The following is a 20,277-nucleotide window of genomic DNA, read 5'->3' as shown; positions in this document are numbered from 1 at the left end:
AAAGAGGGAGAAGTATGCAAGATAATATTGATCTTTTGCTGGATCATCCGCTGGGAGCGCTGCTCGGCTACTTCACTGTGGCCATATTGGGTCTGGTGGTATTCCTGTCCTTCTTTGAAATGGTGACTAAATACAACTGCTGGGAAGAAATCCGCAAGGGGAATGTGGCCGTAGCGATGGCAACCGGAGGCAAGATCTTCGGCATCTGCAATATTCTGCGCTTCAGCATTGAAGCGGGAGCCTCGATCTATGAGACGATGAAATGGTCGGTTGTGGGTTTCCTCCTGCTGCTGCTGGCGTACTTCCTGTTTGAATTTCTAACCCCCGTCTTTTCGATTGATGACGAGATTGCTGCGGATAACCGGGCCGTGGGACTGACAGCACTGCTGATCTCCGTTTCATTGTCCTATGTCATCGGCGCCGCTATATTTTGATTTAGGGAGCAGGGAAATATGAAGATTCTGGTTCGGGTTCTGTTCTTTTCCGCTCTGGCGTTTATAGCGGCCGGAATTATCTATTTAATGTTGCATTGAAATTGAACCTAATGTGAGGAACGAAGGAGATTATACAGATGGAAACGACAGTATGTCCTTGGTGCCATACGGAGATTGTATGGGATGAGGAGTTTGGCCCGGAGGACACTTGTCCTCATTGCAATAATGAGCTTAGCGGTTACCGCACGATTACAATAGGCGCTGACGATCTCGAAGATGAAGAGCTGGACACAGAGGACGCTTCCGATCAGGAAGAGGTCAGTGACGAGGATCTGTGGGATGACGACGGTGACAAGGATAGTGTGGTTCCCATATTTAATACCCTGGTCCAGTTCGGTGATGATTATGATCTGACGCGTTATGAGCAGAGTGTCGCCAGCTTGCTGGCCGCGCAGCTGGAAGCGCCGGAATGTCCGCAATGCCATGAGCTGATGCTTCACTCCGGCACACAGCAGGTAAGCGGATTTACCCCGGCAACGCCGGAAGCGCTGGGCGGCGGAGCCGTGCTGAAGCCGCCGTTCTCGCTGAATCTGTTCGTATGTCCTTCCTGCTTCCATGTGCAGCACAGTCTGGCACAGGAAGACCGCATTCAGCTTGTGCGCAATCTCAGCACTACACCTCAGTAAGCTTCGGATTCATGCTTTACCTGTAATTTGGACATGTTAGTTATACATGAGGTGTCCAGAATAGCAGGGAGGTATAGCATGAGGAGGTTATTACGGAACCAGGCAGCGCTGCTGCTTGCCGTGGGCGGGCTCTACCTGCTGGCTACGGTGCTGGCAGGTACTTTTTTGAACGTGTATTTGTGGAAAAGCCGGCAGAACTTCGCCATGATCGGCTGGTTTACGGTTGCCCAGCAGCTCGCAGTCGGACTAAGCTTCTGGCTGGGCGGCAAATGGGTGAAGGAGCATAACAAAATGAATGCCCTGCGGCTGGGAATTGCCGTTTCGGGCTTTTTTTATTTGCTGGTGCTCTGGCTGCGCGGAGAAGCGGTGTATTATATCTGGCCGCTGGGACTCATTCTCGGTCTTTCAATCGGGTTCTACTGGCTGGCTTTTAATATTGTTTTCTTTGAGATTACCGAGGCGGGCAACCGCGATTTTTTTAACGGCTGGATGGGACTGCTGGGTTCGCTGACGGGCATTGTCGGTCCGTGGGTATCCGGTAGTCTGATCTCCTTGTGGCATGGGGACAAGGGCTACCGTATTGTGTTTATCCTGTCACTGTGCATCTATGGAGTGGCTGCTGTACTCAGCTTTGGGCTAGAGAAGCGGCCGCGCGGCGGAACTTACCTGTGGCTGGAGCCCTGGCGCGAGCTTAGCCGCAAGGAGAGTCCCTGGCGGCCCGCTGCGGCGGCGCTGCTGTTCCAGGGAGTACGGGAGGGCGTATTCTCGTTCCTGATCGGACTGCTGGTCTATATTGCGGTCCGTGAGGAGAGTAAGCTTGGGCAGTTCGCGCTGATTACCTCGGCAGTTTCTTTGATCAGCTACTATGCGGCCGGTAAATGGTTCAAGCCCGGAACCCGCTTCAAGGGGATGCTGGCCGGCAGTCTGCTGCTGGCCGCTTTCATTCTGCCGCTTCTGTGGAAGGTGAATTACGCCACGCTGTTAATTATGGGAATTGGAACCTCGCTGTGCATCCCGCTCTACATGCTGCCGATGACGTCTACCAGCTTCGATCTGATGGGTGTCTCTGAAGAGAGTGCCGGCAAACGGGTGGAGCTGGTTGTGCTTAGAGAGCTGAGTCTGATGACCGGGCGGCTGATAGGCCTGCTTATATTCATTGCTGTGCTGTCGGTCAATCAGTCCCCGCAGGCTGTCACTTGGCTTATGCTGCTGCTGGGAATGGCTCCGCTGGGGGGCTGGCTGGTGCTGCGGCGGTTGCTGAAGCAAGGAGCCGGGCTTAAGCATACCAAGATAACTTGAGCTGAACAGATCCGGGTGCAGGTGCTGAACCGGCTTGGATCTAGCCGGGATAACCTGTATAAATGTTATTTATGAGGAGGCATGGGCATCCTTGGCCAAGAAAAAAAGCTACAGCCTAAGGACAACGGTAGCGGTGATGGTATCTGCTGTTGTAGTCCTGGTGCTGCTGGTCTTATATATTATATTCCGCAATCAGATTATTCCCCAGACCCGGCATGCGCTGGAGGATAAGGCCATTACGATTGCCCGCACGATTGCCCTGATGCCGCTGCTCTCAGAGGGCTTAAGCGAAGGGAACAGCAAGGGGATTCAAGCCTACACCTCCAAGATTACACGCCGTAATGATATATTGTTTGTAGTGGTGATGGATATGAACAGCATCCGGTATTCGCATCCGGATGCCTCCAAGGTAGGACTGCCCTTCGTGGGAGGCGGGCAGGAGGCTGCGCTGCGCGGACAAGAGAGCATCTCCGAAGGAACAGGGACGCTCGGGAATTCGTTGCGGGCATTCGTGCCGGTCTATGACGGCAGAGGGCATCAGCTCGGGGTCGTAGTAGCTGGACTGTCGATGGACAGGGTGCAGCGTCTGGTCAGGCAGAATGAATGGACGATTATTGCCATTCTGGTCTCAGGCGCGCTGTTTGGGGCCGGAGGCGCTTTTGTTCTGGCGAGGAGGATCAAGCAAATGATGTTCGGCATGGAGCCTGCCGATATTTCCAGACTCCTGCAGGAACGCAGCGCCATGCTGGAATCCATTCGCGAGGGGATTATTGCGATTGACCAGGAAGCGCGCATTACGCTTATCAATATGGAGGCGCACCGGCTTCTCAAGGCGGCAGGGATCAACGGCGCCGTTGTAAACCGGCAGATTGCCGATTATTGGCCAGAGCTGCGTCTGGAGCATGTGCTGGCCAGCGGGGAAGGCAGGCAGGACCAGGAGCTGGAGCTGGGCGGTATCTCCCTGCTCGTAAGCAGCCTGCCGGTCCGCGTAGGCGGTGAGATTGCCGGAGCCATCGCTACATTTCGTGACAAGACTGAGCTGGCAGTTCTGGCGGAACGGCTGTCGGGTATTTCTGTCTATGCAGACGCCCTGCGGGCAGGTGCCCATGAATTCATGAACAAGCTGCATGTGATTATGGGCATGACGCATATGGGCTTATATGACGAGCTGCAGCAGTATATTCTGGGAACGGCAAATAACTACCAGCAGGAGATCGGGGCCATCACGAGACAGATTAAGGACCCGGCTATGGCGGGTTTTCTGCTGGGTAAGCTGAGCCGGGCGCGCGAGACGGGAATTGAACTGCTGCTGACTGCGGACAGTTATCTGCCGGAATCGGCAGATTCGCAGGTTATTCATGAGCTGATTACGATTGCCGGGAATTTGCTGGACAATGCGATGGAAGCGCTGGGCGGCCCGGGGCCTAATGAACACAGCGGCGATGTACACAGCAGAGATGTACACGGCAGAGATGTACACAGTAATAAGCGGGTCGGGCTTGCTTTTCACTATGAAGAGGGAAGGCTGCTGTGTGAGGTTAGCGACAACGGCCCGGGGATTCCGGAGGCACTCCGGGAGCAGATCTTCGTCCAGGGCTTCTCCTCCAAGGGGGAACACCGGGGAATCGGACTGTACTTAGTCAGGAAGAGTGTAGACAAACTGCAGGGACATCTTCAGATTGCCGCCTGCGGCGGCGGGCAGGGAACCACGTTCATCGTTGATGTGCCATATGCTGCAAAGGGTGAGGAGAGCCAATGAACATTAAAGTGCTGATTGTAGAAGATGACCCGATGGTAGCGAAATTCAACCGCCATTATCTCGAACAGGTCCAGGGCTTCGAGTTCGCGGGCTGGGCGGCTTCAGGAGATGAGGCCTTGAAGATGCTGGCGGAACAGGAGATCGATCTCCTGCTGCTGGATATCTATATGCCCCGTACCAGCGGGCTTCAGCTGTTGTCCACGCTACGGGAGCAGGGAAGCAAGGCGGATATCATTGTGATCTCCGCCGCCAGCGATAATGCAAGCATCCGCAAGGCGCTGCAGAACGGGGCTGTGGATTACCTGATCAAGCCATTTGAGTTTGCCCGATTTCAGGCGGCTTTGTCGGCATACCGCGAAGACTTTCGGTTAATGCACAAGGAGCATCTGAGCCAGGAACAGCTGGATAAGCTGCTGCGCCACTCCGCTCCGGAGGCTGAAGAAGACAAGACTGGGGCGCAGAGCCTGCCCAAAGGTCTTACCGAAGGCACACTGGAGAGCATCTGGGATACGATTAAGCAGCTGCCGAACCCGGTATTCTCCACTGAAGATATCAGCAGTCAGGCGCCGATTTCGCGGATTTCCGTCCGCAAATATCTGGCTTTTCTGACCGAGGCAGGCATTCTGGAGATGGAGCTCAGCTACGGTGCGGTAGGCAGACCGGTATATATGTACAAGGTGAAGCCGGAGGGGCATGAACTTATAAGTAAATATAGGTGAGCGGCTGGTAAATTGGACAGCGGGTGGTTAGTGGTTAATGGAGGGCCTTCGGGTCCTTTTTTTGTTGCCTGGGAGATTGTGTGATCGGGGAAATTGTTGATATTTCATGCCTGTAAGTGAAGCGGACTGAGAAGCCGCTATATTTCCAAATAACCTTTTTATGAGGATGAAACGGACTGAGAATCCCTTATCCTGTTCATTCGGGCCGGAAATGAGCTATGTCTGGTCAAATAAGCGATTCTGTGTCCGATTAGTCAACGAATCCGCCTGATCTGCCCAAATAACGGAATTTCAGTCCTCTACATCAAGGAATTAATGAATAAGATTACAACTTCTACTAATTCTACTAATATGGAGTCATGGCTGCCCTACCACTGCCCAGCTATGACTCCATGTTAATTCTTATTCTTAAACGTTAGCAAAGGTGATTTATGCAGCCCTGCGATCAGGCAAAAGCCAGTTTCAATGCCTGCGGATGGAAGGAACCCATGATTTTATAGGCTTTTAAATGCGGATTGTTCATATCATTATCGTAAATAATCATATGCTGCCTGCCCTTGAGAATGATATCAAACCGCTGCTTCCGGTCAGCCTGCACGATGGTAATATAATAGCTGTATTTGTTGTCTGTGCTTACATTCCGCGCTGATTTCATTAACCGGACGTCGGCGAAATCATCACATATTTGTTTGATGGCCTCCGGCTCCGTAACCACAATATCCTTCTGTTCACCGGGAACAGAGGACAGACGGGTGATTTCAAGGGAGGCGATATCCTCCAGCCGGATGGTTCTGGCCACCACTTTTTTGAAGGAAGTGTAACGGTTTGCTGTATAGGTCATTAGAGAAACACCAGCTGCGGTCAGGATGGCGCCGGCAAGCATATATTTTTTGCTTTTGTCCATGGTTCAGTTCCTCCTAGTCATACGATTGTGTAAGTCCCAATTATAAAACTATAAACATCCGCACGCAAATTCACTTACTTTAACGGGGTGCTTCCGTATAACATTGGCTGCGGGTTGGCGAATGAAAGAAGAATTAAATATGGTGAACATAAATGAAATCCCTACTGGAGGGAAATGCCTTGCCCCCTTAAAGAAGCGTTATGACATTTTTTTGAGGAGGGTTTATGTACATCAACAATTTGACTCCAGCTGCCCATGAGCATAAAATAATAATAAATGATATATAAATATATCATTATATTCATAAAAATATCAATTAATCCACAGCAAAGGCAGGACTATGTTCATGAAACCCAGTGTTAAGGACAATAAACGGAAAGCTATTCTGGACGCAGCAACGGAGCTGCTGGCGTTGAAGCCGACGGCTACGCTGCAGGAGATCGCGGATCATGCACAAATCGGCATTGCGACGCTGCATCGCTATTTCTCTACAAGGGAGCTTCTGCTGGATGCGCTGGCGCTGAATGCCATCGGGCTGGTGGATGAAGCGCTCGAAGGAATCATGAATGATGACAGCGATATGCTCCGCTTCCTGACGGAGGTGTTCGAGGCGCTGATTCCTTTGGGCAGCAAGATGTCTTTTCTAAGCTTCGCGGCATCGGTTGACGAGAATCCTAATATTCTTGCCGAGGAAGCCCGAATCAAGCAACCGCTGCGGGAAGCTGTGGAAGGGTGGCAGACACGCGGTCTGCTGAATGCCGCGATGCCCGCCCACTGGATGATAACCGTCATGTATAATCTGCTGTTCGTTGCCTGGCAGGAGATCCAGAATGGCAATCTTGCGAAGAATGATGCTCCGCAATTGTTGGTATCCACCGTCATTCAAGGCTTCGGCGCCCCGGGACGAAGCGGCAGCTGAAGCAACATAAAGGAGGAAGCTTTATGTCAACGTTAGACGTAGAAGTTGTCGACCGCCTGGACGAAGTGCAGAAAGGCGAGGTTGCCAGACTGTTTTATCAGGCTTTTGCCTTGAAATTCAATGCCCTGTGGATATTTACCCGCAATGAGAAGCAAGTCGTGGAGGTGTTGTGCCGGAGTCTGCGTTATGACAACGGTCTGTATGCGGTACGCGAGGGAAGGGTGGTTGGATTCGTCGGTCTGGAAAAAGGAGACGGCTTCTTCGCAACGCTGGGTTACGGGGCTCTCAGACATTCGTTCGGCATAGCGGGCGGCGCGTGGCGTTATGCAGCCTACGGTATATATCGTATGTTTCACGGCGGCGTTCCGAAGGACTCCATTCATATTGATCCGCTCGTCGTCTCCAGTGAGGTAAGAGGGTTGGGGATCGGAACCCGGCTGCTGGAAGCGTCCTTTGCCTTAACACGGTCGGCGAACCGCAACAAGATGTTGCTGGAGGTTGTTGACACCAATCCGCAAGCCAAAAAGCTCTATGAGCGGCTCGGCTTCAAGACCTTCAAGGTGCAGAATACCGGGCTGTTCACGGCAAAAGCCGGCTTTGCCAAAGTGCTGCATATGGAGAAGCTGCTGGACTAGCGCGTGCCCCCTTCCCGATCCGCAAGAGGATCGGGAAGTTTTGTTTCTTTTCGGAAATGATGACAGCAACAACCCGGGAGGTTAGGAGCGGAGAGAGTTAAGACAATAGCAGTTGGATTTTCAACACTTGCTGATGAATGATGGGATCGTGTTGGAGCAGCAGTTGGACAAACAGCATATAAATGCTCACCATTCCTGCAAAGTGGCTAAATCAACAACAGTAGATGCTGTTTGCCCACTTACTTTAGTTACTTAATAATTTCTTTAATTACGTAAGCTTCCAAGGACAGCCCTTTTGCGGATATGATAATTGTGAAAATATGCACAAGGGGGCAAGCGTTACTATGAAAAAGAGATATGCAGCGACTCTTATACTCGTTCTTTCCGTTATGCTGGTTATCGCAGGCTGCGGTAACAACAATGCTAACGGCAGTGTCAATGAGAGCAAGGGTAAGAATAGCGCAACCACAGAGCCTGCAGCAACCACTGCACCTAAAGAGACAGCCGAAGCCGTATCGGGAGCATCCGAAGCGAGCTATACACCGTACGATCAGTTAAAAGATAAATATGATATCATCATTGTCGGCGCAGGCGGTGCCGGAATGTCGGCGGCGCTGGAAGCCAAGGCTAACGGCATGAACCCGGTTATTTTGGAGAAAATGCCGGTTGCCGGCGGTAACACCACCAAATCCTCCTCGGGTATGAACGCTTCGCAGACGAAGTTCCAGAAGGAGCAGGGCATCGAGGATACCAATGATCTGTTCTATGAAGAGACACTGGCAGGCGGCCATGATACGAACAACAAGGAGCTGCTCCGCTTTTTCGTGGACAATTCCGCAAGTGCCATTGACTGGCTGGATTCGATCGGAATCCGTTTGAACAATATTACGATTACCGGCGGAATGAAAGAGAAGCGCACCCACCGTCCGGAAGACGGCTCAGCAGTCGGACAATATCTGGTTGCAGGACTCGTAAGAAATGTACAAGAGCAAGGGATTCCCTTGTTCGTTAATGCGGATGTGAAGGAACTTACAGTGCAGGATGGCAAGGTGAACGGCGTCAAGGTGCTGTTCAACCAGGCCGATGAGAAAACAATTACCGGATCAGCAGTGATCGTAACAACCGGCGGCTTCGGCGCCAATATGGAGATGATTACCGAAGTCAGACCTGACCTCGAGGGTTATGTGACCACGAACCAGATCGGCAGCACCGGCGATGGCATCCGGATGATTGAACAGGCTGGCGGCACAACGGTAGATCTGGATCAGATTCAGGTACACCCGACTGTACAGCAGGAGAAATCCTACCTGATCGGTGAAGCGGTCCGGGGCGAAGGTGCAATTCTGGTGTCCAGCGAGGGCAAACGTTTCGGCAACGAAATGGATACCCGTGATAAAGTGACAGCTTCCATCAATACACTTCCGGAGAAATCAGCGTATCTGGTGTTTGATTCCGGCGTGAAATCCCGCGTCAAAGCGGTGGACCAGTACATCAAGATGGGTGTAGTCAAAACAGCGGATACCATCGAATTGTTGGCAGAACAAATGAACGTTCCGGCAGATCAGCTGAAGAAGACCGTAGATACCTGGAACAGCGCAGTGAAGAATAAGTCGGATGCGGAATTCGGCAGAACAACAGGCATGGATAATGATCTGTCCGGCGCACCGTATTATGCAATCCAAATCGGCCCGGGAATTCACTACACCATGGGCGGTGTGGTGATTAATACAAATACAGAGGTCTTGAACAAAGACGGCAAAGCGATCACAGGACTTTTTGCAGCAGGCGAAGTAGTCGGCGGATTACATGGCCAGAACCGTATCGGCGGTAACTCTGTAGCTGAGATTATTATCTTTGGACGGCAGGCAGGGATCAAATCTGCTGAATTTGTAAAAGCACAATAAGCTATTATTCCATATTGTCAGGTTTATTATAAAAAGGGATGCTCCGCAGCCATCAGGCTTGCGGAGCATCCCTTTCCTGCGAGTACTTACTGCTGCTCCTGCCGGATGCAGCAAGGCTCCTGCAGGCTCTGCCGCTTATGCCTGAATTGCCGGAGACGGCGCAGGCTTCGCTGTACGGGTCAGCGAGAACAGCTCCAGCTCGGGGCGCACCTTGCCGGCAAGGGTATCTGCGAGCAGTTCGGCCGCGATCATGCTGTAGACGGTTCCGTTGCCCCCGTAGCCTTCAATGAAATAGCAGTGCGGGTACTCCGGATGCGGCCCCATATAAGGCAAGCCGTCACGGGTAGAGCCGAAGACCGCTCCCCAGGAGTATTCGGCCTCTATTCCCCGAAGCTCCGGGAACAGGGCCACAAGCTCCTCCAGCAGCCGCTGGCACTGGGAGAGCACACGGATATCGCGGCGCTCGGGACTGGTGAGCTGTTCATCCTTGCCTCCGGCAATGATCCGTCCGTCCGGTGTGGTCCGGAAGTACAGATAAGGCCGTGCCGTTTCCCAGAGCAGACTTTGCTCATGCCATTTGGGGAAGTCCGTAAGAGGCCTCGTCATGATGGCATATGTATTGATCAGCTCCGCGCCCCGGTCCTTTTTCATATCCTGCGTTTCATACCCCATGGCAAACACAACATTTTTCGCAAAAATCCGGCCATTCGCTGTGTGGCAGACCACGCCGTCAGCACTATATTCGTAATTAAGGGCTTCGGTATGCTCATAGACCCGGACTCCGCCGGAGTGGGCTTTATCGATCAGGCTGTGTACGGTCCGGAACGGATTGGTCTCGGCATCGCCCCGGGAGAAGAGTGCGGCAGGTTTGGAGAAGGAATAATGCGAGCGTACTTTATCCTCATCCCAGAATTCTGAATCAAATCCATGCCGGATCAGGTTTTCATTTTCCAGCTTCAGGGCGGGTACATCTTCAGGGACGCTGGCATACAGCAGACTACTGCGTTCTATGATCTGCGGATCAATATCCAGCTTGCCCGGCAGGTCGAGAATCGCGCGGACGCCCTGCTGGCACAGCTTATAGAACAGCACGCCGTTCTCTTCCCCGAAGGTATTCATGCAGGCGGTCAGCGACTTGTCGTTCGCGATCTGCAGCAGTCCCGTGTTGGCGTGGGAGCTTCCGCTGCCCACTGCTCTTTTATCGATGAGAACGGTATCCGCTCCGCTAAGGGACATACGGTAGGACATCGTCGCCCCGCCCATGCCGCCTCCTACAATAAGACAGTCACAGGTAATATCTTCATTTAGTACCGGATATACCGGCGGTTGAATCAGTGTATTCTCCCAGGGCAGCTGCCCGCTGATGAGTTTCATGGTATGGTCGCTCCTTTATATAATCAAGGTAAGGTATTGTTTGCAGTTTGGCAGCCGCTCATGCGCGGTTTATAAGGTGTTAATCCGATTTTTTCAGAAGCAGCTTTGCGCTTTTTGGCACATAAAGTGTTCTGCTCTGCGGCATACTAAGGAACGCTTGAACATCCAGAAGGAGGGAATACTGAACATGCAATCTAACCAAATGCAGGCGCTTAGCGGAAAAGAACTGGAATATATCGCAGATTCCATTTCCAACGAAGATTTGCTGATTAAGCAGCTGGCCGCTACAGCCGGAACCACTCAAAACTCCACGGTGCAGGGAATCTGTGTACAGCAAATTCAAAGTCATACCCACCATATGGATATGCTTGTACAGCTGCTGCATCAGCATCAGCAATATGCACCAACCCAGCCGCAATAATTATTACTGGCCGCACACAAATTTGATGCCGGGAAGCATATCCCACAAACTTTAAGGAGGTTTTACTGTGTACGCACAAAACGGAACGCCATTCATGGCAGATGAGGATTTACTGAACACGGTTTTGGCTGATTTGAAGCGGACAGTCCGTGAATATACAACAGCAGCTACAGAATCTAATTGTCCTACAGTACGCCGGGTATTCAATGATTTGACGATGGATACGCTCAGACTTCAGGGAGAGCTGTATAACCAAATGTCACAAATGAACATGTATACTGCCCCGGGGAAAGCGCTGCGTCAGGATGTAGACAAGCAGATTCAGACTGCACAGCAGACCCAGCAGAAATGCCAGCAGTTCGTGCGTGAGAAGACAGCCGGAGCCGGCGCCTACAATCAGGCCTCCAATGTTCCGCTGCATCAGGCCAATGTCCAGCACAATAACGGTTCTTACTATATGTAACCCTCACGCGGGGCGGATGAAGCATAGGACTGCCCGTCCGCTGGTGTGGAGAAACACAAATAAAAAGATCCATTGTAACCCCGCCCAGGCGGGGTTATTTTGTTTGCAGAACTGTCATTTTCGTGTCATATTAATACTAAACTCTTTTCGCAGGCGCTCTGCCCTGAAGCAGGGGTACCGGACTGGCGAACTATCCGGAGGGAAGGCATGAAGGAAATGAATGATTTGAAGAGGAAAGTGCTGGAACTGCTCAAGGAGGACGCGCGAAGCTCAACAGCTTTAATGGCAACCCTGCTTGGTGCGGAAGAAGAAGATGTCAAAACCGTGATTGCACAAATGGAACAGGATCATGTCATTGTGAAATATGCTACTGTGGTCAATTGGGATAAGGTGGACGATGAACGGGTGACTGCGCTGATCGAAGTCCAGATTACCCCGGAACGCGGCCGCGGCTTCGAAGGCATTGCCGAGCGGATCTATCTGTATCCGCAGGTCAAATCGGTCTATCTGATGTCCGGCGCATACGATTTGCTGGTCGAAGTGGAAGGCCGCAATCTGCGGGAGGTCGCCAATTTCGTCTCCGAGAAGCTGTCGCCGATTGATGCAGTACTCTCTACCAAAACTAACTTTACGCTCAAAAAATACAAACAGGACGGTATCATCTTTGAAGAGCATGAAGAAGACAACCGTCTGATGATATCTCCGTGAAGGATGTAATGCCATGATTACGAAGTCGATGAATTCCTATTTGGCCCCGCTGGTCCAGCAGATACAGCCCTCGGGCATCCGCAAGTTTTTTGATCTGGCGGCAGGCAGCAAGGATATTATTTCACTGGGTGTCGGGGAACCGGATTTCAAGACTCCCTGGCATGTCAGGGAAGCCTGCGTCTACTCGCTGGAGCGCGGCTTCACCGGTTATACCTCCAATGCCGGCATGCCGGAGCTTCGAGAAGGCATTGCCGAATATCTGCAGACCCGCTTCGCGGTGCAATATGATCCTGCGAACCAGATTATTGCCACCGTCGGCGGCAGTGAAGCGATAGATCTGGCGCTCCGGGCCTTGATCTCACCGGGAGACGAGATTCTGATTCCCGAGCCTTGCTATATCTCTTATTCACCAATAACAGCAATCGGCGGCGGGATTCCGGTCGGCATTGAGACCTTCGGAGAGAATAACTTCAAGCTTACGGCGGCTGATCTGGAAGCCAAGATCACCCCGCGCTCCAAGATTCTCATTCTCTGCTATCCGAGCAATCCGACGGGTGCGATTATGAGCCGTGAGGATTGGGAACCGATTGCCAAAGTGGTAGAGAAACTTGATCTCATAGTAATTTCCGATGAAATTTATGCTGAATTGACCTATGGAAGCAATCATGTAAGCTTTGCCTCCCTTCCGGGCATGATTGACCGGACCATTCTGGTCAGCGGCTTCTCCAAAGCCTTCGCCATGACCGGCTGGCGGATGGGGTATGCCTGCGGTCACCCGGATCTGATCTCCGCGATGCTGAAGATTCACCAGTACACAGTCATGTGCGCGCCTTCGATGGGCCAGGTGGCTGCTCTGGAGGCATTGACCAACGGAATGGAAGAGAAGGACCGGATGGCGGATTCCTATAATCAGCGGCGCCGGCTGATCGTCAAAGGGCTGCGCGATGCCGGGCTGGACTGTCATGAGCCGCAAGGCGCGTTCTATGCTTTTCCGAGTATTCAGCGCACCGGACTGACCTCCGATCAATTCGCCCAGCGTCTGCTTCTGGAATATAAGGTGGCTGCAGTTCCGGGCAGTGTATTCGGACTTGGCGGTGAAGGTTACCTGCGCTGCTCCTATGCAACCTCGGTATCCCAGCTGAACGAAGCGGTTGAACGGATTGGGGCATTTGTCTCACAGCTGGCCCGCGAGCGGGCAGAGTAATGCAAGCAGAATGAAGTAAATTGAACTATAGCCGATCACTCTTCTATATGGTATTATTTTACTCTAAGGACAAGAAACACCTGTAATACACTTACATGGAGGTCTTATTCTAGAATAGGGCGCAGAGTCCGGATAGGAAGAATTCAGTATCAGGTATCCGGATATCACGCAATAATACATTAGGAGGGATGATTGTGCTGAGCGCAGATTATTACTTACCTTCCTATGGCGGGGAATGTAGTTCCGGAAGCGGGATACATCCTCCCAGGGGTGATGCAAATGCACGCAGGCTCTCGCTGGAAAATGAAATACAGGTCCTCCGCAGCAGAATGGAACAGCTCTTTGTACAGGAGAATTCCTTTACCTCAGATAATGTGATTGCCATCAGCAGCTTGCTGGACCTGAAGATCAATGAGTATATGAGAGGCCGCCACCGTAAGAACGATTAACCGGCTGATTTATATTGAAGCGGACATTTCCCTTTGCGGGAGGTGTCCGTTTTTTATTGCGCCTCACAGTCGCACCATGTAGTTGATTATGATCTTTGTAATTGGAAGCTATCCATCCGAAGGACGGAGCTATTTCTTGTATCAGGAATCCCGCTGAATCCGCTGAAAGTGGCGGGATGGGGGGAATTAAAGGGATAAATCCCTTTGATTCCGCCGGATGCGGGCGGGATGGGGAAATTAAAGGGATAAATCCCTCTGATTCCGCCGAAAGCGGGCGGCATGGGGAAATTAAAGGGATAAATCCCTCTGAGTCCGCCGAAAGCGGGCGGGATGGGAAATTAAAGGGATAAATCCCGCTGAATCCGCCGAAAGTGGGCGGGATGGGAAATTAAAGGGATAAATCCCTTTGTTTCCGCCGAAAGTGGGCGGGATGGGGAAAATAAAGGGATAAATCCCTCTGATTCCGCCGGATGCGGGCGGCATGGGGAAATCAAAGGGATAAATCCCTTTGATTCCGCCGAAAGTGGGCGGGATGCGGGAAAGAGGGGCAAAAGTGCCCCTGAATCCGCCCGAACGCGGGCATCATGCGTAAATGAGGAGCAAAAGTGCCCCCGAATCCGCCGAAAGTGGGCGGGATGCGTAAATGAGGAGCAAAAGTGCCCCTGAATCCGCCCGAACGCGGGTGGGATGCGTAAATGAGGAGCAAAAGTGCCCCTGAACCCGCCGAAAGTGGGCGGGATGCGTAAATGAGGAGCAAAAGTGCCCCTGAATCCGCCGAAAGTGGGCGGCATGCGTAAATGAGGAGCAAAAGTGCCCCTGAATCAGCCAGAAGCAGGCGGCATGCGTAAATGAGGGGCAAAAGTGCCCCTGAATCCGCTGAAAGCGGGCATCATGCGTAAATGAGGAGCAAAAGTGCCCCTGAACCCGCCGAACGCGGACGGCATGCGTAAATGAGGAGCACTTCACAGTGCACGCAAAAGGAGGAAATGAGAAGCTCTGGCGTGTGATTTCGCCGAAGAGTGCCCAGTAAATAGTCTGAGTGAAGCATCGCGAGGTGGCCTTACTATCTAATAAGCTGCACAGGATATATAAGTCGCATAAGCTTCAGATTGATTCACCCGTTAGGGTGAGTTTGTACTGAATATATGAATGAACTTATTTGCTGAATGCTATAACTTTTCTGCGACTACACAGGCCCCTCTTTTAATTTACATAAATATCCTTTCATAGTATAATGAATGAACAGTCATTCATTTTGAGGGAGATGGGAATCGTGAGTGATAACAGCAAGAGTGATAACAGCAAAAGTGACAATGGCAAATTGCTGGAACGTAAATTCATTGAGGGTTTTGAGCTATTGGCTCCGGACAAGGCGATCCGGCAGATCATTTACCATGCTGTCGAGGTCTTCTCCAGGAAAGGCTATGCCGGGACCAAAATTAAGGATATCGCCGCCAGTGCAGGCTTCAGCCAGGGGTATGTCTATATGTATTTCAAATCCAAAGACGATATCTTCACCAGGATCGTTGAGCTGGCTTCGGATGGAGCAGGAATGTCGGTGCAATATGCAGCAGAGCTGGACGGAACCCCGATGGAGCGGATTACCTGGCTGACCGAGGCCTTCCTGTCGCAAGGCAGTATTGCCTTGCAGCACTTCCGGCTCATTCTTCTGCAGACGGCAATCTCGGAAGCTATTCCGGAGGCGGCTAAGCTTGTGGCGCAGGAGAAGATTATGAAGCCGTTCGAGCATCTCGTTCCTCTGATCATCGCCGGACAGGAGGCAGGGGAGATTATCCCGGGTGATCCGGTGGAAATCGCCGTCGCCTATTTCTCATTCATCCAGGGGCTTGGTATAGCGAGGGTACAGACCACAGCTGCCGCTCCTTTTCCCTCAACAGAACTGGTTCTGCGCTTCATGAAAAGAGATCATTAGCCCATCCATATCCGAAAAGGTGGAATTAGCCATGGTCAAGGTATTTAAAAGTGATGCCGGCAAAGAACAGGTTCTCCGTTCCTATAATGAGCTGCTCGGGGAATGGGGGACGGAGGTTCGGGAGCTGGATATCGAGACTCCGTACGGGACAACACATTGTATAACGGCGGGAGAGGCCGGTTTGCCGCCCCTGCTCCTGTTCCATGGGGTAGGCGATAATTCGGCGGTGATGTGGCTGCTGAATATACGGGAGCTGTCCCGGCATTTCTGCTGCATTGCGGTGGATACGCTGGGAGGGCCTGGGAAGAGCCTACCGGGTGCCAGGTTCAATAAGCAGGATTTTAATCAGGTAGATTGGATTAACGGCGTAGCTGAAGGATTGAAACTGGAACAATTCTATGTGGCAGGTGTGTCGAATGGAGCCTACATGGCCTTCAATTATGCGATTAACGAGCCAGGAAGGGTTTTGAAGGCAGTCTGTATGGAAGGCGGGATGGTCACGGCTCCGTTAAAAAGCATGATCCAGACGCTGCTGATGATGTTCCCGGAAATCATGGTACCTACGCGCAAAAATCTGCTTAAAGTATTTAATAAGCTCAGTTCGCCGGAATCACGACTTGCGGAAAAACATCCTAAACTGGCCGAGCATGTGGTGCTGCTCATGAAGAATCATAACCAACAGGCGATGTTTGTCCAGAGAACTGAGCTCTATGACAAGGCCCGCGCGGCTATAGTCAGGGATAAGCTGTATTTTCTGATCGGGGATTACAAGCTACAGCATAAGAAGGATTTTATCGGCATACTTCAGGACGGGGATTTCCGCTATAAGGTGATCGGGGGCTCAGGCCATGGCATCAATATGGAACAGCCGGAGCGGATCAACCGGGAGCTGATAGGATTCCTGCTGAGACAGGGGATATGAGGCTGCTGTAATGCTTGTACGTCCCGGGGCCTGATGGCGGACTCCTGCCGCAGGCATATAATGAATACTCACGATGATTCTAAAGGTACGGGCTCTTCTGCAGCGTACCGGAAAAAGAGGATGATATTCATGTTACAAGCCGATATACTGCGGGACCCCTATACGTATGATGAGCTGAAGCTGGAAGGAACAGGGGCAGTTAATCCGGAGAGCGGGCGTAAGTATCCGTTGAAGCAAGGTTTTCTCGCCTTTTTGGGAGAAGCGGATGCCGAGGGCAGCAACAAAAAGTACCTTGAGCTGTACAACCGGATAGCGCGTTTCTACCGGCTGTCCAACAAAGCTTATTTCGCTCTCAAATTCGGCGGGGAACGCAGCTACAGAGAGCAGTTCCTGTCTTCCCTTGAGCTGCATGGCGGTGACAGGGTACTAGAAACCTCGGTGGGCAGCGGCGATAATTTCCCCTATCTGGGTGTACAGGCAGAGCTGTACGGACTGGATATCTCCAGCGGAATGCTGAAGCAGGCGGTGCGCAATCTGCGTCGCTGGAAGCTTCAGGGACATTTGTTCCAGGGACAGGCGGAGAAGCTGCCTTTTAAGGACAACGTCTTCGATTGTGTCTACCATGTCGGCGGAATTAATTATTTCAGTGATCCGGGAGCTGCGGTGCTGGAGATGATCCGGGTGGCGAAGCCGGGCACGAGGCTGATGATTGCCGATGAGACAGAGAAGCTGGTTAAGGGAACGTACGGGAAGGTGCCGGTGGTTAAGGGGTATTTTCAGCAGGGGGAGGAGTTGCCGGGGGTTCTTGGACTCATTCCGCAGGATATGCTGGAGATCGATTATAAGGAAGTATGCAAAGGCCTGATGTACTGCATTACTTTCCGGAAGCCGTAGGCGGGGTGGGGATACTAGCTCATTAGGGAGTTATTTACATGTCAGAAATGCTGATCTTTGTTTGCCTACATACATAAGAACGATTACACTATTACTATGTGATTTGCAACTTAGGAGGGAAATACTATGGCGATCTATACGCGTACGGGGGATAAAGGGGAAACCTCAGTCATCGGCGGCCGTGTGGGCAAGGACGATGTCCGCGTCGAGGCTTATGGCACCATAGACGAGCTGAACTGTTTCGTCGGCCAGGCACGGAGTCTGTTGGAGGATGAACGGTTCGCGGATGTTAGGGAGCAGCTGCTGGAGATTCAGCATGAGCTGTTTGACTGCGGTTCGGATCTGGCGTTCGTGAAGCTGAGCGAGAACAAATATAAGGTGAAAAGCGAGATGGCCGTGCGACTGGAAGGCTGGATCGATGTGCTGCAGGCGGAGAATCCGGTACTGGAGCGCTTCATTCTGCCCGGCGGAAGCCAGCTGTCCTCGGTCCTGCATGTCTGCCGGACGGTCTGCCGCCGTGCGGAGCGCCGGGCTGTGACTCTGGGACGCAGTGCGGATATTAACCCGGAGGCTGTTGTCTATCTGAACAGACTATCCGATTATTTCTTCGCGCTGGCCCGTGCTGCCAATACACGCCTGGAGGTTGCTGAGGTAGAGTATGTGCGCAGCAAAAAGGTGTTCCGGAACAAATGACCAGCTACTATCCGCCGATTACTTATAGGGTGCCGCCGGATGAAGACGGCTGGCTGCTCAAAACCATCCTGCAGAAGCGGATGGATGTCTCCCGTAAGCTGTTGTCCCGTCTGAAGATGACAGACCTCGGGATTACGCTGAACGGAGAGCGTGTCTATATCAGCGTCAAGGTAAGCAGCGGTGACCGGGTAGAGATCCGGATGGAGGAAGAAACGTCAGAGGATATCCTGCCGCAGCCGATTCCTTTTGAGATTCTATATGAAGACGGCCATCTGCTAGTCGTGAACAAAGCCGCGGGTATCATTGTCCATCCGACCCATGGCCATTACACGGAGACCCTCGCGAACGGAGTGGTGCATTACTGGGCGGAGAAGGGAGAGCGGGTCCGCTTCCGTCCTGTCCACCGGCTGGACCAGGAGACCTCCGGTGTACTGGTCATTGCCAAGAACCCGTACAGCCATCAGCATATCTCCGAGCAGATGATCGCCGGGACGGTGGACAAGCGGTATGCTGCTTTTGTGCACGGGGTTCCCGCTGTGCAGAGCGGCGACATCGACGGTCCGATCGACCGCGACCCGCTGGAGCCGCACCGGCGGATTGTGACGCCGGATGGTTATCCTTCCTTGACCCGGTACGAGGTCAAGGAGGTCTATCCGCGCGCGGCTTCGCGCGTGGAGCTGAAGCTGGAGAGCGGGCGCACCCATCAAATCCGGGTGCATATGAGCTCGATCGGCTGCCCGCTGATCGGTGACGGCATGTACCGTCACCCTTTGTATGCCCGCGGGCAGGCGGCAGGCGGGCTCGTTCCGCCCGGCGGCGGAGAGCGGGAGGCTGGGCTGGTACTGTCCGGCGGCGAGACGCAAGAAGCCAGGCTGACGCTGCCGGGCGGCGAGACGCAAGAAGCCAGGCTGACGCTGCCGGGCGGAGAGAGCAAAGAGGCGGAGCTGTCGCCCGTGGAAGCGGCGCAGCTGGCAGAGATCGCGGAGCTGGACGCGTCCATTCCGCGCCAGGCGCTGCATGCGGTGCGCCTGTCCTTCCGGCATCCGGTCACGCATGCCGATCTGGTCTTCGAGGCTCCGCTGCCGCCGGATATGGCGAAGCTGCAGGCGAAGCTGCGTGAGACTGCGGCCGAGGAATAACGGTCTCAGCTGCCAGCCGTTAGATGGAGGGGCCGCTTAGGATTCCGCAGGTTGGTACAGCCAGGCGCCGGCGTGAGATTGTGAAATAAGTGCGAGACTGCACTTATTCTTGGCTGTTTCTCCACTCTAAGACCAACAAGTGGAAAAAGTACAACTAATTTCAGAGGTTGGCCGAAAAGTATCGAATGCGCTCAAATTAAGTGTTGAAAATCCAACTAATTCCTATTAAGCTGCTAATTCACGCTAAATAAATGTACAATTTCCATCTATTTAGATTGAACCGGGAAAATTCCACTGTGGGGATTAGCCGTGGCTGCAGAGAATGTTTGACTTCCGGCCCATCCGGCCCGCGAACGCGGCTGCGCCGGCAGCCTAATAATCAGCGCACTGCAACACTGCTGCTGCGCTTATAATAAAAGGAGAACCACATGAGTCAATTGAAGGTGTATCAATATCCGAAATGCAGCACCTGCCGCGCCGCAGTGAAATGGCTGAAGGAGCAGGGGCATGAGCTGGACTTGCAGCATATTGCCGAGCAGCCGCCCACAGTGGAGGAGCTGCGCGTCCTGCTGAAGAACAGCGGACTGCCGCTGAAGAAGTTTTTTAATACGAGCGGTGAGGTCTACAAGGAACTTAATCTGAAGGACAAGCTGGCCGGTCTCAGTGAAGATAAGCAGCTTGAGCTGCTCGCCAGCCACGGGATGCTGATCAAGCGTCCGGTTGTCACTGACGGCAAGAAGGTTACAGTCGGCTACAAAGATGAGCAGTACGCTGAAGCCTGGAGCAATATCTAAATTAAGGAACACAAGGAGAGGTTA

The 20,277-nt window shown here is 52.5% G+C and carries 21 protein-coding genes; 19 read left to right on the top strand and 2 right to left on the bottom strand.

The window, feature by feature from the left end; genetic code table 11:
• The first annotated feature begins 14 nt into the window (after positions 1-14).
• From MHI42_RS10930 to MHI42_RS10910, 5 genes are all read left to right on the top strand, one after another.
• Positions 15-434, top strand: a complete 420-nt coding sequence (locus tag MHI42_RS10930) for a DUF350 domain-containing protein (protein WP_039308413.1) — start codon at positions 15-17, stop codon at positions 432-434.
• Positions 435-571: 137 nt separating this feature from the next.
• On the top strand, positions 572-1,120 hold the full coding sequence (locus tag MHI42_RS10925) for a hypothetical protein (protein ID WP_171718889.1): 549 nt from the start codon (positions 572-574) through the stop codon (positions 1,118-1,120).
• A 78-nt stretch (positions 1,121-1,198) separates the two neighbouring features.
• A complete protein-coding gene (locus tag MHI42_RS10920) occupies positions 1,199-2,419 on the top strand; it encodes an MFS transporter (RefSeq protein ID WP_342423768.1) in 1,221 nt (406 codons plus the stop codon).
• 91 nt (positions 2,420-2,510) lie between these two features.
• Positions 2,511-4,178, top strand: a complete 1,668-nt coding sequence (gene dcuS, locus MHI42_RS10915) for a DcuS/MalK family sensor histidine kinase (protein ID WP_342423767.1) — start codon at positions 2,511-2,513, stop codon at positions 4,176-4,178.
• Entirely contained in the window at positions 4,175-4,897 is a 723-nt protein-coding gene (locus tag MHI42_RS10910) for a response regulator (RefSeq protein ID WP_342423766.1), read from the top strand. Before dcuS ends, MHI42_RS10910 begins: the two co-directional genes overlap by 4 nt.
• Positions 4,898-5,342: 445 nt before the next feature.
• Here the strand turns inward: MHI42_RS10910 and MHI42_RS10905 are convergent, their stop codons facing one another.
• The gene (locus tag MHI42_RS10905) at positions 5,343-5,801 is read right to left on the bottom strand and encodes a hypothetical protein (RefSeq protein ID WP_171718893.1); all 459 of its coding nucleotides are present in this window, start codon (positions 5,799-5,801) and stop codon (positions 5,343-5,345) included.
• A 346-nt stretch (positions 5,802-6,147) separates the two neighbouring features.
• On the opposite strand from MHI42_RS10905, the gene MHI42_RS10900 reads away from it, so the two are divergent.
• The 3 genes from MHI42_RS10900 (at position 6,148) to MHI42_RS10890 (ending at position 9,259) form a co-directional block, all read left to right on the top strand.
• Positions 6,148-6,720 carry a TetR/AcrR family transcriptional regulator gene (locus tag MHI42_RS10900; RefSeq protein WP_039308392.1) on the top strand — a complete coding sequence of 191 codons (573 nt, stop codon included), beginning with the start codon at positions 6,148-6,150 and terminating at the stop codon, positions 6,718-6,720.
• A 23-nt stretch (positions 6,721-6,743) separates the two neighbouring features.
• Positions 6,744-7,355 (top strand): GNAT family N-acetyltransferase, encoded by a 612-nt coding sequence (locus MHI42_RS10895; RefSeq protein WP_171718895.1) that lies wholly within the window; start codon positions 6,744-6,746, stop codon positions 7,353-7,355.
• 344 nt (positions 7,356-7,699) lie between these two features.
• Positions 7,700-9,259 (top strand): flavocytochrome c, encoded by a 1,560-nt coding sequence (locus MHI42_RS10890; RefSeq protein ID WP_042135081.1) that lies wholly within the window; start codon positions 7,700-7,702, stop codon positions 9,257-9,259.
• A gap of 135 nt (positions 9,260-9,394) precedes the next feature.
• Here MHI42_RS10890 and MHI42_RS10885 read toward each other — a convergent pair whose 3' ends face one another.
• Positions 9,395-10,633 carry an FAD-dependent oxidoreductase gene (locus tag MHI42_RS10885; RefSeq protein ID WP_342423765.1) on the bottom strand — a complete coding sequence of 413 codons (1,239 nt, stop codon included), beginning with the start codon at positions 10,631-10,633 and terminating at the stop codon, positions 9,395-9,397.
• A 187-nt stretch (positions 10,634-10,820) separates the two neighbouring features.
• Here MHI42_RS10885 and MHI42_RS10880 point away from each other — a divergent pair, with 187 nt between their 5' ends.
• The 11 genes from MHI42_RS10880 to MHI42_RS10830 all read left to right on the top strand — a co-directional run bounded on the left by MHI42_RS10880 (position 10,821) and on the right by MHI42_RS10830 (position 20,253).
• Positions 10,821-11,054 carry a hypothetical protein gene (locus MHI42_RS10880; RefSeq protein WP_039308384.1) on the top strand — a complete coding sequence of 78 codons (234 nt, stop codon included), beginning with the start codon at positions 10,821-10,823 and terminating at the stop codon, positions 11,052-11,054.
• A 67-nt stretch (positions 11,055-11,121) separates the two neighbouring features.
• Positions 11,122-11,517: a spore coat protein gene (locus MHI42_RS10875; protein ID WP_342423764.1), complete on the top strand. Its 396-nt coding sequence runs from the start codon at positions 11,122-11,124 to the stop codon at positions 11,515-11,517.
• A gap of 207 nt (positions 11,518-11,724) precedes the next feature.
• On the top strand, positions 11,725-12,225 hold the full coding sequence (locus tag MHI42_RS10870) for an Lrp/AsnC family transcriptional regulator (RefSeq protein WP_039308379.1): 501 nt from the start codon (positions 11,725-11,727) through the stop codon (positions 12,223-12,225).
• A 13-nt stretch (positions 12,226-12,238) separates the two neighbouring features.
• The gene (locus tag MHI42_RS10865) at positions 12,239-13,429 is read left to right on the top strand and encodes an aminotransferase class I/II-fold pyridoxal phosphate-dependent enzyme (protein WP_342423763.1); all 1,191 of its coding nucleotides are present in this window, start codon (positions 12,239-12,241) and stop codon (positions 13,427-13,429) included.
• Between the two features lie 254 nt (positions 13,430-13,683).
• A complete protein-coding gene (locus MHI42_RS10860) occupies positions 13,684-13,878 on the top strand; it encodes an aspartyl-phosphate phosphatase Spo0E family protein (RefSeq protein ID WP_340989372.1) in 195 nt (64 codons plus the stop codon).
• Positions 13,879-15,151: 1,273 nt separating this feature from the next.
• Complete coding sequence (locus MHI42_RS10855) at positions 15,152-15,811, top strand: TetR/AcrR family transcriptional regulator (RefSeq protein ID WP_342423762.1); 660 nt, start codon at positions 15,152-15,154, stop codon at positions 15,809-15,811.
• Positions 15,812-15,842: 31 nt separating this feature from the next.
• Positions 15,843-16,733, top strand: coding sequence for an alpha/beta hydrolase (locus MHI42_RS10850; protein WP_342423761.1), 891 nt, complete (start codon positions 15,843-15,845; stop codon positions 16,731-16,733).
• 129 nt (positions 16,734-16,862) lie between these two features.
• On the top strand, positions 16,863-17,627 hold the full coding sequence (locus MHI42_RS10845) for a methyltransferase domain-containing protein (RefSeq protein WP_342423760.1): 765 nt from the start codon (positions 16,863-16,865) through the stop codon (positions 17,625-17,627).
• 126 nt (positions 17,628-17,753) lie between these two features.
• Complete coding sequence (locus MHI42_RS10840) at positions 17,754-18,320, top strand: cob(I)yrinic acid a,c-diamide adenosyltransferase (protein WP_342423759.1); 567 nt, start codon at positions 17,754-17,756, stop codon at positions 18,318-18,320.
• Positions 18,317-19,459 carry an RluA family pseudouridine synthase gene (locus MHI42_RS10835; protein WP_342423758.1) on the top strand — a complete coding sequence of 381 codons (1,143 nt, stop codon included), beginning with the start codon at positions 18,317-18,319 and terminating at the stop codon, positions 19,457-19,459. Before MHI42_RS10840 ends, MHI42_RS10835 begins: the two co-directional genes overlap by 4 nt.
• A gap of 428 nt (positions 19,460-19,887) precedes the next feature.
• Positions 19,888-20,253, top strand: a complete 366-nt coding sequence (locus tag MHI42_RS10830; RefSeq protein WP_342423757.1) for an arsenate reductase family protein — start codon at positions 19,888-19,890, stop codon at positions 20,251-20,253.
• The last annotated feature ends 24 nt before the right edge of the window (positions 20,254-20,277 follow it).

The sequence above is a fragment of the Paenibacillus sp. FSL E2-0178 genome (assembly GCF_038593005.1).
In the GTDB taxonomy this organism is placed as follows: Bacteria; Bacillota; Bacilli; order Paenibacillales; family Paenibacillaceae; genus Paenibacillus_AQ; species Paenibacillus_AQ phytohabitans.
Note: the sequence above shows the minus strand (reverse complement) of the source record. Positions and strands in the feature narration are given on the sequence as shown.

Coding starts and splice junctions, on each gene's coding strand:
- MHI42_RS10910 (WP_342423766.1), top strand. CDS start 4,175: ATGAACATTAAAGTGCTGATTGTAGAAGATGACCCGATGGTAGCGAAA.
- MHI42_RS10865 (WP_342423763.1), top strand. CDS start 12,239: ATGATTACGAAGTCGATGAATTCCTATTTGGCCCCGCTGGTCCAGCAG.
- MHI42_RS10870 (WP_039308379.1), top strand. CDS start 11,725: ATGAAGGAAATGAATGATTTGAAGAGGAAAGTGCTGGAACTGCTCAAG.
- MHI42_RS10830 (WP_342423757.1), top strand. CDS start 19,888: ATGAGTCAATTGAAGGTGTATCAATATCCGAAATGCAGCACCTGCCGC.
- MHI42_RS10925 (WP_171718889.1), top strand. CDS start 572: ATGGAAACGACAGTATGTCCTTGGTGCCATACGGAGATTGTATGGGAT.
- MHI42_RS10895 (WP_171718895.1), top strand. CDS start 6,744: ATGTCAACGTTAGACGTAGAAGTTGTCGACCGCCTGGACGAAGTGCAG.
- MHI42_RS10890 (WP_042135081.1), top strand. CDS start 7,700: ATGAAAAAGAGATATGCAGCGACTCTTATACTCGTTCTTTCCGTTATG.
- MHI42_RS10930 (WP_039308413.1), top strand. CDS start 15: ATGCAAGATAATATTGATCTTTTGCTGGATCATCCGCTGGGAGCGCTG.
- MHI42_RS10835 (WP_342423758.1), top strand. CDS start 18,317: ATGACCAGCTACTATCCGCCGATTACTTATAGGGTGCCGCCGGATGAA.
- MHI42_RS10840 (WP_342423759.1), top strand. CDS start 17,754: ATGGCGATCTATACGCGTACGGGGGATAAAGGGGAAACCTCAGTCATC.
- MHI42_RS10920 (WP_342423768.1), top strand. CDS start 1,199: ATGAGGAGGTTATTACGGAACCAGGCAGCGCTGCTGCTTGCCGTGGGC.
- MHI42_RS10880 (WP_039308384.1), top strand. CDS start 10,821: ATGCAATCTAACCAAATGCAGGCGCTTAGCGGAAAAGAACTGGAATAT.
- MHI42_RS10885 (WP_342423765.1), bottom strand. CDS start 10,633: ATGAAACTCATCAGCGGGCAGCTGCCCTGGGAGAATACACTGATTCAA.
- MHI42_RS10905 (WP_171718893.1), bottom strand. CDS start 5,801: ATGGACAAAAGCAAAAAATATATGCTTGCCGGCGCCATCCTGACCGCA.
- MHI42_RS10845 (WP_342423760.1), top strand. CDS start 16,863: ATGTTACAAGCCGATATACTGCGGGACCCCTATACGTATGATGAGCTG.
- MHI42_RS10850 (WP_342423761.1), top strand. CDS start 15,843: ATGGTCAAGGTATTTAAAAGTGATGCCGGCAAAGAACAGGTTCTCCGT.
- MHI42_RS10900 (WP_039308392.1), top strand. CDS start 6,148: ATGAAACCCAGTGTTAAGGACAATAAACGGAAAGCTATTCTGGACGCA.